The sequence below is a fragment of the Granulicella mallensis genome (genome assembly GCF_014203225.1).
Classification (GTDB): Bacteria; Acidobacteriota; Terriglobia; order Terriglobales; family Acidobacteriaceae; genus Granulicella; species Granulicella mallensis_A.
The window spans coordinates 87,652-100,794 of the sequence record NZ_JACHIO010000024.1; the positions used below are offsets into that span (position 1 = coordinate 87,652).

Sequence of the window (13,143 nt, forward strand, 5' to 3'; positions counted from 1 at the left end):
TACAGTGTTGCGCCTGCCGTCCGCGGGTGGCTCAGGCCTCCTCGCAGCAGCAGAACGTATTGCATGCCATATGCCTGCAAGTTCTTCGACGCAGGAGACGGCAGGAAGTTTAGATCCAAGACCTAAATTAGACATTTAATTACTGTCTAACGCACTTTCATCTGTTTCTAACAAACTCTCAGCCGGCATTCATCTGCTAGCATCGAATATCCAAGGCTCTACAGAAGCCATGAGGCGATCACGGTTCGATCCTGTTCCGGCCGTTTCAGCAGCTCTTATGAAGTCTTGGACGTACCAATGCCCCGTTCGCTATCCAACCCGACCGTTTCTGCCGTGCAAAAACCAGCCGTCAAGCCCAAAGACCGCGATCCGGTTGCCGCGGGCCAGCGCGACGCTGCGTTTAATCGCTCGGCCAGCTTCAATTACTTCCTCTCCGACCGCGTCGAGGCCGGGGTCGCCCTGCGCGGCACCGAGGTCAAGTCCATCCGCGAAGGTAAGGCGAACCTCAAAGACGCTTACGGCCTGCTCAAGGATGGCGAGTGCTTCCTCCTGAACGCGCATATCGGCCCGTTCTCGCACGGCAACAACATGAACCACGAGTCGCTCCGTACCCGAAAACTGCTGCTGCACAAGCGCGAGATCGAAAAGCTCGAAACCGCGACCAAGCAGAAGGGCTACACGCTCATCCCGGTGAAGCTGTACTTCAAGAACGGCCGCGTTAAGTGCGAATTGGCGCTCGCCAAGGGTAAGCAGGACTGGGACAAGCGCGCCACCGAGCGCGCCCGCGAAGGCGACAAGGAAGCCAAAGCCGCCATCGCAAGAAGCCAGCGTCGCTAAATCTCAAGTAGCATTTACCTGTGACCACAAAGCTGCTCTTCCAGGACCCTGCCGCCTTCGCCTCCCCCCTCCTTACCGTCTTCGCCGTGGACACCGCCACCGGCAAGGATGAGCCTGCAGCCCCCGCCTTGCTCACCGCCTCCGAAGCCCTGGCCAAGGCCGCCGCGCCCTGGCTCGCGTCGGGTGAGTTCAAAGCCACGCTCGGCGAAACCCTGCTCCTGCACAGCCCCTCGGGCTTGAAAGCTGAGCGGCTGCTCATCGTCGGCCTCGGCAAGGCGAAGGCTCTCTCCGTTCACGAAGTCCGCAAGGGCGCAGGCGTCGCTGTCCGTTTCGCCAAGCCGCGCGGCCTTCGCGAACTCTCTATCGTGTTCCCCGAAGATAAAGCGCTGCCCGGCAGCCTGACCGCGCGCACCCTGGCTGAGGGCGCCCTGGTCGCCGACTTCGACATCGACATCTACCGCAGCGACCGCAAGGACCAGAGCGTCGACATGGTCACAGTTCTGCACGTCGAGACCAACGAAAGATCTTTGGCAGAGATGCAGACCGGCTTCGCCGAAGGCATCATCCTCGGCGAGTCGCAGAACTTCGCCCGCACGCTGGTCAACGAGCCGGGCAACATCCTCACACCCACCGAACTCGGCAAGCGCACCGCTGCCATGTGCGCGGAGTTCGGCCTGCAGTGTGAGGTCCACTCGATCGACAAGATCCTCGAGCTCAAGATGGGCGCCTTCGCCGCGGTCACGCAGGGCTCGGTCGAGCCTCCCGCCCTGATCGTCATGCGCTACGAGCCCGCAACTCCCCCCGCCGCCGACACCCCTGTGATCGGCCTCGTCGGCAAGGGCATCACCTTCGACACCGGCGGCATCTCCATCAAGCCCGCCGAAAACATGGACAAGATGAAGTACGACATGGCGGGCGCCGCCGCGATGATCGGGGCCATGCGCGCCATCGCACAGCTCATGCCCAACGTTCGAGTGGTCTCCGTCGTCTGCTCCTGCGAGAACATGCCCGACGGCAAGGCCTTCAAACCTGGCGACGTCATCACCGCCATGTCCGGCAAGACCATCGAGATTCTCAACACCGACGCTGAAGGCCGCCTCGTACTCGCCGATGGTCTGCACTACGCGCAGCAGCTTGGCGCGACGCGGCTCATCAACGCCGCAACCCTTACCGGAGCGATCGGAGTCGCGCTCGGCCTGCTCAACGCCGGCCTCTTCTCCAACGACGACGCCACCGTCGAGCAGTTCACCAACGCCCTGCCGATCTCCGGTGAGAAGTTCTGGCGCATGCCCTGCACCGACGACTATCGCGAACAGATCCGGAGCCAGATCGCCGACATCATGAACACCGGCGGCTCCCGCTACGGAGGAGCCACCACCGCTGCCATGTTCCTCAAGGAGTTCGTAGGCGAAACCCCATGGATCCACCTCGACATCGCAGGCACTGCCTGGATCGACGAGGTAAAGCCGTGGCAGTCGAAGGGCCCCAGCGGCGTCGCCGTACGCAGCATCACGGAATGGGTTCGCAGCTACGCGAGTTAACGCACCACTGCCACCTCCTCATAGCTCAATCCCCTCATAGCTCTTAGCTCAACTAGACCCGCTTTTCCCGGCACTGAACTCCAGCCTGGAAAAGCGGTCTCCCAACCCCGCATAAACTAAACCCATGCGCCGAGCCGTCCTGCTCTACAACCCCGCCTCAGGACGCCGCCAAACCAAACATCTCATCAAACACATCGCCAGGGCTCTCCGCAACGAAGGCCTAGACCTCGAAACCATCCCCACGGAAGCTCCCGGCACGGCGGGCCGCCAGGCCTCAGAGGCCTGCACCGCAGGCACAGAGATCGTCTTCGCCTGCGGAGGCGACGGGACCATCCACGAAGTCCTCCAGGGCATGGCTTTCCAGCCACAAGCAGCTATGGGAGTCATCCCGTTAGGCACTGCCAATGCCCTCGCACGGCATCTTCAACTTTCGCTCGATCCCGTGCGAGCGGCCCTCCAACAACTCCATCATGAGCCGCGAGTCATCCCCATCGGACAGATTCGCTATCAGACGCTGCAAGGAGAACGCTCTCGCTACTTCCTTGTGATGGCCGGAGCCGGACCCGACGGCGCGCTGGTCTACAAGATGCTCGCCAGCGGCAAACACAGCCTCGGCCGCCTCAGCTACTACCTGCGCGCGGCACGCCTCTTCGCTGGCACTCGTTTCGGTCCGTTTGCTGTCCATGTCACGCCGCACAACAACGCCGCATCGATCCCCGCTGTCAGCGCTATGGCCGTTCGCGTCGGCGATCTGGGAGGCCTCTTTAGTCCGCTGGCTCGCGGCGCCTCACTCGAAGATCCTCACCTGCGGCTCACCCTTGCAGCGCCGCCTGCAAGCCTGTCCCTGCCGGCGTGGTTTGCCCTGAGCTGGAGCCGCCTGCATCGCTGGAACCCGCATGTCCGCACCCTGGAAGTTGAAAGCTTTGCCTGTGGCTCAGGAGCCCGCCCCGTACAGGTGCAGGCTGATGGCGAGTGGCTGGGGCACACACCGATGACCGTAAGCCTTCTACCGAACGCGCTGCGATTGCTCATGCCGCGAAAACTTTAGCTACGCGGCATACGGTCCAAACCGGGCTTTGACCTTGCCCTCTTCCACCGTATCGTCCAGCACGATCACCTCGTACTGATCGCCGCCGGGCAAAACCCGTACCACCACGTGTCCCTGCTGGCTCAACATCCTGTCCGAAAGGCGCGCGTCCGCCAGGGCTGCTGCGGGAACCATGCCCGTAGCCAGGACATCACGGTCTCCCGGATACAGGATCGGACTATAGAGCCGGTCGAGTACCTGCAGCGCGGGATGCGTGGCATGCCACGTCTGAATCACGTAGATGCGGGACCGCATGGCTCGCACGAACTCCGGGCCGGTCGCATCGTAGTAGCCATGATGATCGACAGCGGCGACGTTGACCGGGCCAGCAACCTTCGCCACGGCACTCTCTGCATCCATCCAGGGCTCGGTACCGAAGAGGGTATCGCAGGTAAGGTCCCCGCCAATGTAATAACTGAACGCTCCATAGCTGAACTTCAGCGCCATGGAACAGGCATTTTCAGTGGGGTACTCCTGAGGCTTGAGCGTGCTCAACGGCGGAAACAAGTGCTTCACGTCCTCGCCCTGACCAGTCCAGACATCTCCGTTTGCAGCCAGATTTCGTATGGCAAACGAGGCGCATTCCGCCGGAGCATGCTGCGATGCGATCTGCTGCAACGATCCCACCTGCAAACGCGCCACCTTGGTTCCGTGTTTCTCAGCGGCACGCGCAAAGCGAATGTAGTTCAACGTGGCGTCGTAGGTTGCGGGCGCGGGATAGTCATAGCTGGGATAGCCCCGATCGATAAGCTGCCGCACAGGAATTAGTTCAGCCACATCGGCAACCCCCGACAGCCGGTAGTCGCCCTTCGACGAGACCGGAGAGTCCGCCGTGATCTCTCCCATGTGGTCACCGTGAAAGTGGGTGAGGACGAAGTAGTCCAGTTCCCTTTTAGGCGCCGTCCGCAGATGATGCAGCGCGTATCGCCCGATCCATTCGCCGGGCCGGCGCGAAGCATCGGGACGCGCAGGCCCCAGGGCATCCGTCGGGCCTTTCGTCGCTCCTGCATCGACCATGATCGACGTCCCGTCCGGACAGATGGCCAGCACCGAATTGCCGCGTCCGGTCGAGATATGGTGGATATCCAGAAAGCCGCGCTGCCACGGCTCCATAGGAACGGCAGGAACGGTGGTACAATGTGCCTGCTGGGAAGCAAGGAGAGCAAAACTTGCTGCGGAACCCCAGAGAAAGTGACGTCTGCTGATGCCTTCTGCCATGATGTGCTCCGCTTAAATTTACCCTTGCTACATGGCCGAAGGAACGGTGATTCCCAGCCAGCCAAGCACGCGCACGAGTTCCCTGCGCGCCACCGCGGCTGTTGCCAGCAGCAGTGTCTTACGGGCCTCATCTGTCTCCGTCAGGATATGGTGACGGTGATAGAAGTTGTTGAACTGCTGCGCAAGCTGGAACGCGTATCGCGCCAGCATCGCCGGTTCGGCAGCGGCAATCGCCTGCTCCAGGACAAGCGACAGGCGAGAGGCCGTAAGCCAGACCTCCCATACGCTTGTTCCTTCGTCTCCTGTGAACATCGCAGCAAGGTCCAGCGATGCAACCTTCGACAGAGCTTCCTCTGCCGACACACCTGCCTTGCGGAAGATGTTTGCCGCGCGCACCGCGGCATACTGGGCGTACGGTCCCGTCTCTCCATCGAAGCTCAGGGCGTCATGGAAGTCGAAGGCGATTACGGTGTTGCGTGTGAAGCGCAAGGTAAAGAAGCGCAGTGCTCCCACGCCGATTGCCTTGGCGATCTCCGCACGCTCTATCTCGTCCAACTCCGGATGACGAGCATCCACTTCGGTCCGCGCTGCGGCGATCATACGGTCGATCAGATCGTCGGCCTTTACGCCGAAGCCCTTGCGTCCGCTTACCTCGATGAACGAGCGCGCCTGGTCTTCCTCGCTCAGCACATAGCCGAGTTCGGCCGCGCAGCGTGGCGTAAGCGCGACCATCGCGTAGTTCAGGTGCGTATAGCGGTCGGATTCAGCTTCATAGCCCATGCCGCGCAGGGCTTCTTTTACCTGTGTCTGCGGATCGTCCTGCCGCGAGTCGATCACGTTATAAATTGCGTCCGCATGGCCGAAGCTGGGGTGCGGCTGCTCGCCGTGCATCGTCGAGATCCAGCAGGTATGCGTGGCGTACTCATGGAACTTCGCGTAGCCGAAGTCCTTGCCCAGCAACCCGAACTTCCAGAGGTGGTAAGCAATATCCTTGCCGACGTAGGTCACGGTCCCATTGGAGCGGATGATGATCTTCGCGTCTAAATCCGGTCCGCTCTGGGCAGCATCAGGCCCCTCTAACGTAGCCTCAACGCCTGCCCGGCGCATCACCCAGCAGCCCTTGTTCTTGCCTTCGGTCTCGAGGTAGAGCACGCCCTTTTCGACCATCAACTGCCGGGCCGTCTCCCAGAACTGCAGGTGCAGAATCTCGCTCTCGCGCGGCAGGAAATCGTATTCGATACCAAGCCGCTCCATCGTCTGCAGATGACGCCGCAAGACTCCGGTCGAGATCAGCTCTGCGATCTCCGCCGTGTCGTTTCCGCCAGCCTCGATCTTATGCAGCGTATCCAGGCGAAGCTGCTTTCGCGCCACGGCCTGCGCCGAATCGGAATCATACCACTGCGACACCGCCGCATAGAGGTCCCAGCACACATAGTCCAGCCGCTGGTTCGTCTCCAGCAGCTCGGTCAACCACTCACGCACGGCGTCGAGCGTCATGCCCTTCACCGCAGTCACCGCAACGACGATGTCCGCAACCTGCACGCCGGTGTTGTCGATGTAGTTCTGCACGCCGATCTCATAGCCCGGCTTGAACTCATCCGGCTTGAGCATGCGCGCAAAGCTGTCGCCGAGGATCGCGTTGCGCAGGTGCCCGACATGCGCCGCCTTGTTCGGATTGATGCTCGTGTGTTCCACCAGGCGAAATCCAGCGCCGCCAACACTGGCGTGCTCATCGGCAGCGATGCGCTGCGCCGTAGCTGCGCGGTCGAGCTTCAGGTTCAGATAGCCCGCGCCTGCGATCTCCACGGAAGCCACCCCCGGAAGCTCCGCCAGCGCCGACTGCAGCTCCTGCGCAATCGCACGCGGAGCCTTCTTCAGACGCTTGGCAAGCTCAAACGCAACCGGCAATGCCATCTCACCAAACTCGATCTTCGGCGGCAGCTCAATAACAAGGTTCGTCAGCTCGACGCCATACTTCTCGGCGAGCAGCGATTGAATGCGAACTTGAATAGCTTGTTGCAGTGTGCGATACATTCTGTTTCCTGTTCTCTGTTTCCTGCTTTTACGGCAGCGATTCCGGAAGTGTTTCTATCTCTTCGAGCAGCGGCTTGTGGCGGCCACTGTGGATGCGATGGGCGAGGAACAGTCCTCCCCCCACCGCGGTAATACTTACCAGCAGCCAGGCATGGATCAGCAGCCCGAAGATACCGGCCGGCGCCAGATTCGCTCCAGCAGGCATGTGCTTGATCAAAGCGTCCTTGCAGGCCCATTCAAACGGACCAATACCGCCGGGCGAACTGGGAATCAAAAAGGAGAGATTCGCCTGCGCCACAGCCTGCCAGGGGCCGGCCCAATCCGTTTGCAGCCCTACCAGTTTAGCGGCTGAAACATATAACAACCCTTCAAAGAACCAGGCGATGAAGCTGTAACCCACCAGTCCCAGGGTGCCAAGCACACCGATCTGGCGGATGCAGTCCAGGGCCAACAGCAGCCAGTGCTCCAACTTCGCCAGCTTCTCATTCTTTGTCCGGGCAAAGAGCCGCTTGACCGGCTGCTCCAGCACCTGGGCGCCAAACACCAGCACCAGGAGCCCCACCGTCGACACGACGATTCCAATCTCCGCCGCTACGAGCAGGTGCTGCGAAACCCCGGCGCCAAAGTGCATGGTGACCACAAACAGGATCGCCAGCGTAAAGATATCCAGCAGCTTTTCGAGAATCACCGTGCTGAGAATGATCGACGGCGTCGCATTCAGGTCGCCCGCATAGGTAAAGATGCGCATGACGTCGCCGATGCGCAGCGGCAGGATGTTATTGGCGGCAAGCGAGGTCATGAAGACACGGGCACAGGCCGAAAAGCGTGCTCCAACGCTGCGCAGCATGCGCCACCAGCGGTAGCAGCGTACCGTGTACCCCGCCACGCTGAACAGAATGACCCCGACGATCCAGACTGGAGCTTCAAGGCGAATGCTCTTGAAGTCCGCCAGCTTAAACCCTTTGAACGTGAACCAGAGGAAAAACGCGCTGATCAGAAGGCCCGGCAATGTCTTCAGCAAATTCAGCCGGCGCTCGCGCGTCACAGTCGCGCTCCATTGAGCCGCGATACCGCGACCCTGTCTCTGCATGGATTTAAATGATTCATAGACACTTCTTCCATTGTAGCGTCCGGGAGATTCGTATCTCCGGGTAATCGCAGGAGCTTAGGAGACCGTCTTATCCAAAATAGACGCTTCTTCTCATCTTTTTTCTGTCATTTCCTAACGATGCCCGCGATAAAACAAGCCACTTCTCATCTCTTCTCGGATACCCTAACGAAGGTGCAAACCATGCGCACGAGGACAGATTGACCGAAGCACGCTCAGGGCCTACATCGAACATCTGGAGTCGACGAACCTGGGCCGCACTGCTCTTCGGATTGTCGCTGCTGACGGTGCTCGTTCACGGCTATCACCCGCTCGCCGAGGACGGCGGCCTCTACGTCGCAGGCGTGGAGTACACGCTCAACCACGCACTCTTTCCGTACTACACCGGCTTCGTTCGCGAACACCTGGGCTACTCGCTCTTCGCGCCCATGGTTGCGGCTATCGTGCAGCTCACGCATCTTTCGCTTGCGTGGGTACTTCTCTTCGTCGATCTTTTTAGCGTGTGGCTGACGCTCTTCGCCGCGCGCCAGCTCCTGCGGCGTTGCATTGCAAGCGAACCGGCACAACTGGCCGGCATCGCGCTGCTCGGTGCCTGGTGGACGATGCCTGTCGCCAGCACGGCCCTCCTGCTGATGGACCCCTACGTCACAGCGCGCAGCCTCTCCACCCCTCTCTCGATTCTGGCCATAGCTTTTGCACTGGACGACTGGCCGCCCGCCCGGTGGCTCGCTTCGTCACTGCGCTGGTGTGGGCTTTTCCTGGCCATCGCGGCAGCGCTGCATCCTCTCATGGCGACCTATGCCCTGGCGTTTGTCATCGTCGTTCGGGCATCGAGACTGCGCAGACGCGCCCTCGCCTGGGCAGTTCTGGCAGCAGCTGCCACCGTCGTCGCAGCAGCAGTGCAAGCGTTTGCCCCGCCGGAATCCCCCGCACTTCTGGAGGCGATTCTCACTCGCTCCTACTGGTTTCTCTCCCAGTGGCAATGGTATGAACTGTTCGGCCTCGCCGGCCCGCTTATCGTTCTGGCTGCGATTCTTCGCTGGCGCAACAACAAACTGAGTTCATCCGCCCACGTGCTCTGCCAGACGTGTTTCGTTCTGGGCATGGTGGCAACGTTTAACGTTCTGCTCTTCGCCCATGAGAGTGCTTCCGTGCATCTTCTGGCGAAGCTGCAATTGCTGCGTATCTATCTGCTCATTTACGCGGTCATGATCATGCTGCTCGGCGCAAGCTTCTGGCAGCTCAGCAGCGATGCGGGCAAGCGAGTACCCTCCCTGCAATCGACACTGCGTTTTCTGTCCGTCGCCCTCATCCTTTCGATGGCGGCGGTGATGTTCTTCGTTCAGCGGCAGGACTTTCCCGCATCGACCCATGTGGAACTGCCATGGCGAGCAGATCGAAATACCAACCCCTGGGTTCAGGCTTTCTTCTGGATCAGACAAAACACACCGCAGGACGCACTCTTCGCGCTCGATGCCCGCTACATCAATACCGAAGGCGAAGACGCGCAGACCTTCCGCGCGATTGCTCTGCGCAGCGCGATTCCTGACTTCTCAAAGGATGGCGGAGAGGCTTCCATTACGCCATCTCTCGCGCTCCTATGGCAACAAGGGGCCAGGGCTCAGAAGGATCTCAGCGGACAGAACGACACAGTGCGCGATCCACGGCTACGAGCTCTGAGCGCAACGTGGATGGTGCTTCATTCCGCCGCAGTCACAGTTCACCCCTGCCCCTATGACAACGGAACGGTCAAGGTCTGCCGGCTTACGAATGCCCGTTAGAAACGGGTCGTGTTCTTCTACGGGACGCGTTCCTTTTATCTAGAGGATTAGAGGAGCAAAAACCGAGAGAATACGTTTGGTCAGTTCTGAGATCGGCGTTTATGAGGACTCATTTCCTTTCGTGCAACACGCCAGGCATCGACTCCGCTCTACGACTGTTTCGCAGCAGCATACGATCCCGGAGGTTCACGGAACGGTTCTACGGCGATGCGTTCGTAACGCACCCCCAGCACTGTCAGGCTTTCTTTGCCGCCCGGTGCTTCGAGAACGACGCTGTCCCCCTCAGCCGACCGCATTAATGCGCGACCCAGAGGCGACACCCAACTGACATGGTTGCGGTCGAGGTCGACCTCGTCGACGCCGACGATGCTCACCTCTCGCTCCACTCCCGCGGCATTGGCATAGAGCACCGTTGCACCGAAATACACTTTCGTCGCCCGCAGGCCCGATCTCGGAGCTTCCGGATCCACCACTTCGGCAGCTTCCATCCGCTTGGAGAGATGGCGAATCCGCCCATCGATCTGCCGCAGCCGGCGCTTGGCGTACTGATAGTCGGCATTTTCACTGCGATCGCCATTGCTGGCAGCCCACGCTACGACAACCGCCACAGCCGGGCGGTCTTTGTTGAGCAAAAACTGGTGCTCTTCTTTCAGGCGCTCAAGTCCACCGGGTGTGATGTAGTTCTTGACATGCAACGCCGGCGAGTCATCTTGCGGTCTTCTGGTAGAGCCTTTACGCATTCCGTATTATTTCACCGCAAAATCCAGCAAGTTTCTTCCGATGACAACGGATGACGGCCACTGTGAGAGATCGGAAACGGGCACCACTCATGACACGGCTTCATCGCGACATGAAGGATCGCGTTGTCTCCGGGAAGGGCGTTTATCGGGAGTCATTTGGTCGAGTGCAACCTGGAACGCTCACAAGGACAATCGGTCCAAGAGCTCTTCTTCTCCTGAGAGAAGCCGGGAAGGTCGTACGATACCTGAGCCTAATCCAAAGGATTCGCAGATGCTGATAACGCTATTCGTGAAGACCGAGTCTGCGTAAGGAGAAATGTGGATAGCCTTCACCAATGCTTTCACGTCGACTGGGAGCCTGATGGGTTCCGGCTTCCAGAAGGATACGTCGGATGCTGCACGGGGGGATGGCGCAACTTTTGAGATGAAGGCGCGAATCTCATGCTCATGTTGATACGAAAGACGTTTCAGAAGAGGAGCGAGATGGCCTTCGACTACGCAGTCTTGAGGTTTGAGCGAAGTGTCAAAAAAGTCTAGGTATTTCACGGGGTAAATGTGAATCACGTTCGAGGAATCTCGGTTTTCAATCGATTCCTTCAATCCATCAAATGTGGTTTCAATTGCTACGGCTTTGCCGTTTTCAGCGTAAATGCGCCACATTGCTTCGGATTCACTTTCGTTGTAATGCCAGCAATTCACCACCGTGGTCTTGACAATTGCTGGAAGAAAGCGACGAAGGTGTGAGCGGAGTTCTTCAAGGCTGGACTGGAGTTTGGCGCGCTCTTCATCGGTAAGGGGGTATCCCTGCCGGCTTCTGTGCTCAGCAAGGAGTTGATGTGATGCCTCGGTGTCCTCAACCATCTTGCGATGTATGGAGGCCTGGGCATCAAAAGCTACCGATGGAAGGAAGCCTTCAAACGGATCTGTCTTTGTGAAATACGCAAGAGGGCTAAAGAACAGTTCACCTGTCGAAAACAAATCTACGAGCTTATCTAACGAAACATATCGCCATAATCTGGAAGTCCCTGCGATTTGAGTGGAAGCTTTCACTGTTGTCAAGATGGCTCAACCTCTCCCTCTGTCACATCGATCTCATATTATCCTTTTCCATGTGCTTCTAACCGGGTAGGGATTAGTCTTCATAAGAGATGGTCCGCCGCTGTAAGTCTCCGCTAAGGCGGAGGATGGTAGCAGCGGTTTCAAAGGAGGATCATCGACATGCAGATTCGTTCGGTAGGCATTGACCTTGGCAAGACGACTTTTCACCTTGTTGCACTGGGAGCATCGGGCAAGGTACTGGTGAAGAAGAAGTTCACGCAGAAGCAGCTGCTGGTGTTCACGGCGAACATGGAGACTTCGCTGATTGGTCTCGAAGCCTGTTCCGGAGCGCATTTTCTCGGACGAGCGTTGAGGCAGCAAGGCCATGATGTGCGGCTGATTGCAGCGCAGTTCGTGAAGCCATTTGTGAAGTCCAACAAGAACGACTTCGTTGACGCGGAGGCCATCGCCGAGGCCGTCGAACGCAAGAACATGCGTTTCGTTCCGATCAAGACCGACGACCAGCTCGACCTGCAGGCGATGCATCGGATTCGTGACCGGCTGGTCTCGCGGCGCACTGCGGTCATCAACCAGATACGCGCGTTTCTCCTGGAGCGTGGCATGGTCTTTGCTCAGAAGCCTGCCAAGTTGAAGGCTGCTATGGCTGACGTTCTCGAGAACGCGGAAAACGCACTGACGCCGATGATGCGCAACATGATTGGCATTTTGTGGGACGAGTGGAAGACGGTCGAGCATCAGATCGACGAACTGACCGACAGACTCGAACAGATCGCTGCCAGTGATGCAGGTTGCTGCCGCATCCGGCAGATCCCAGGCATCGGTCCTATCGTCGCGACGGCCATCGTTGCTGCCATCGGCAACGGCGCTGCGTTCCGCAAGGGCCGAGACTTCGCAGCCTGGCTCGGCCTCGTCCCACGGCAGTATTCGACCGGTGGCAAGACCAGACTGCTGGGCATCAGCAAGCGCGGCAACATCTACTTGCGTAAGATCCTGATCCACGGCGCACGCGCTGCCGCCATGCGCATAAAACGAGATCGTTTCGCGATCGGAGGATGGATGAACGCGCTGGAAGCGCGAGCGCCGCGCAACGTACTGGTCGTGGCCATGGCCAACAAGCTCGCCCGTATCGCATGGGCCGTGCTCTCCACCGGAAAAGACTATCGGCCTGGAGTGATCGTGGCCGCGGCATGAGATAGAGCGGAAAAGACGCCTGCGGCTTGGAAGCGCCACGCGCTCCCACTTTCCCGCTCTACGACTACGACGACTTTTCCCACCAAGGTCTGCACAGGAACAGTAAGGACGAAAGAACAGTCAAAAACGGCGTCTCTGAAACCTGTTTCCGATAATGGTCTTCAACGACCGCTCGGCTTGTTAGGACAGATACGCAGCGGAACTCATCCGGCCAGGAGCACATGACTCCACCAAAGGCCGAATACATTGCCGCAGACTTGTCTCTCGAACAAACTAATCCTTGCAGTCGCGCGGCGGACCATACATTATCGCCAGCGACCGCCAAATGAAGAAAGTGGATTTCTCGAGAAATAAGATTTAACCCTGGCACATGCGAAGAAACAGGGACAGGATACTGTAGTGAACCCCTGTCATCGGTCCCTGCCTAACACCGCAGGGGATCTTCCGCGTCTTAGGGCGTGTTCACGCTATCTGAGCGCTTCGACGATGAGTGCGAAGTGGAGGAAGCCGATAAAGAGTACGTCCAGTTTCTCGAAGCGGGAGAAGA

At 59.1% G+C, this 13,143-nt stretch carries 10 protein-coding genes; 5 read left to right on the forward strand and 5 right to left on the reverse strand.

Annotation, left to right across the window (positions count from 1 at the left end):
* Positions 1-297 precede the first annotated feature (297 nt).
* The 3 genes from smpB (at position 298) to HDF15_RS22070 (ending at position 3,426) form a co-directional block, all read left to right on the forward strand.
* A complete protein-coding gene (gene smpB, locus HDF15_RS22060) occupies positions 298-837 on the forward strand; it encodes an SsrA-binding protein SmpB (protein ID WP_184259545.1) in 540 nt (179 codons plus the stop codon).
* 20 nt (positions 838-857) lie between these two features.
* The gene (locus HDF15_RS22065; protein WP_184259547.1) at positions 858-2,378 is read left to right on the forward strand and encodes a leucyl aminopeptidase; all 1,521 of its coding nucleotides are present in this window, start codon (positions 858-860) and stop codon (positions 2,376-2,378) included.
* 124 nt (positions 2,379-2,502) lie between these two features.
* A complete protein-coding gene (locus HDF15_RS22070) occupies positions 2,503-3,426 on the forward strand; it encodes a diacylglycerol kinase family protein (RefSeq protein ID WP_184259549.1) in 924 nt (307 codons plus the stop codon).
* Here the strand turns inward: HDF15_RS22070 and HDF15_RS22075 are convergent, their stop codons facing one another.
* Genes HDF15_RS22075 through HDF15_RS22085 form a run of 3 tightly spaced genes read right to left on the reverse strand, consistent with a single transcriptional unit; the run spans position 3,427 to position 7,807 of the window.
* Complete coding sequence (locus HDF15_RS22075) at positions 3,427-4,683, reverse strand: ComEC/Rec2 family competence protein (RefSeq protein WP_184259550.1); 1,257 nt, start codon at positions 4,681-4,683, stop codon at positions 3,427-3,429.
* A 27-nt stretch (positions 4,684-4,710) separates the two neighbouring features.
* The gene (locus tag HDF15_RS22080) at positions 4,711-6,717 is read right to left on the reverse strand and encodes an arginine--tRNA ligase (RefSeq protein ID WP_184259552.1); all 2,007 of its coding nucleotides are present in this window, start codon (positions 6,715-6,717) and stop codon (positions 4,711-4,713) included.
* 28 nt (positions 6,718-6,745) lie between these two features.
* Positions 6,746-7,807, reverse strand: coding sequence for a lysylphosphatidylglycerol synthase transmembrane domain-containing protein (locus tag HDF15_RS22085; RefSeq protein WP_184259554.1), 1,062 nt, complete (start codon positions 7,805-7,807; stop codon positions 6,746-6,748).
* A gap of 218 nt (positions 7,808-8,025) precedes the next feature.
* On the opposite strand from HDF15_RS22085, the gene HDF15_RS22090 reads away from it, so the two are divergent.
* Positions 8,026-9,606 (forward strand): hypothetical protein, encoded by a 1,581-nt coding sequence (locus HDF15_RS22090; RefSeq protein ID WP_184259556.1) that lies wholly within the window; start codon positions 8,026-8,028, stop codon positions 9,604-9,606.
* Between the two features lie 149 nt (positions 9,607-9,755).
* Here HDF15_RS22090 and greB read toward each other — a convergent pair whose 3' ends face one another.
* Entirely contained in the window at positions 9,756-10,346 is a 591-nt protein-coding gene (greB, locus tag HDF15_RS22095) for a transcription elongation factor GreB (protein ID WP_184259558.1), read from the reverse strand.
* A gap of 180 nt (positions 10,347-10,526) precedes the next feature.
* A complete protein-coding gene (locus HDF15_RS22100) occupies positions 10,527-11,405 on the reverse strand; it encodes a DUF2971 domain-containing protein (protein WP_184259560.1) in 879 nt (292 codons plus the stop codon).
* Between the two features lie 159 nt (positions 11,406-11,564).
* On the opposite strand from HDF15_RS22100, the gene HDF15_RS22105 reads away from it, so the two are divergent.
* Positions 11,565-12,596 carry an IS110 family transposase gene (locus HDF15_RS22105; protein WP_050060509.1) on the forward strand — a complete coding sequence of 344 codons (1,032 nt, stop codon included), beginning with the start codon at positions 11,565-11,567 and terminating at the stop codon, positions 12,594-12,596.
* The last annotated feature ends 547 nt before the right edge of the window (positions 12,597-13,143 follow it).

Coding starts and splice junctions, on each gene's coding strand:
- smpB (WP_184259545.1), top strand. CDS start 298: ATGCCCCGTTCGCTATCCAACCCGACCGTTTCTGCCGTGCAAAAACCA.
- HDF15_RS22070 (WP_184259549.1), top strand. CDS start 2,503: ATGCGCCGAGCCGTCCTGCTCTACAACCCCGCCTCAGGACGCCGCCAA.
- HDF15_RS22075 (WP_184259550.1), bottom strand. CDS start 4,683: ATGGCAGAAGGCATCAGCAGACGTCACTTTCTCTGGGGTTCCGCAGCA.
- HDF15_RS22080 (WP_184259552.1), bottom strand. CDS start 6,717: ATGTATCGCACACTGCAACAAGCTATTCAAGTTCGCATTCAATCGCTG.
- HDF15_RS22085 (WP_184259554.1), bottom strand. CDS start 7,807: ATGCAGAGACAGGGTCGCGGTATCGCGGCTCAATGGAGCGCGACTGTG.
- greB (WP_184259558.1), bottom strand. CDS start 10,346: ATGCGTAAAGGCTCTACCAGAAGACCGCAAGATGACTCGCCGGCGTTG.
- HDF15_RS22105 (WP_050060509.1), top strand. CDS start 11,565: ATGCAGATTCGTTCGGTAGGCATTGACCTTGGCAAGACGACTTTTCAC.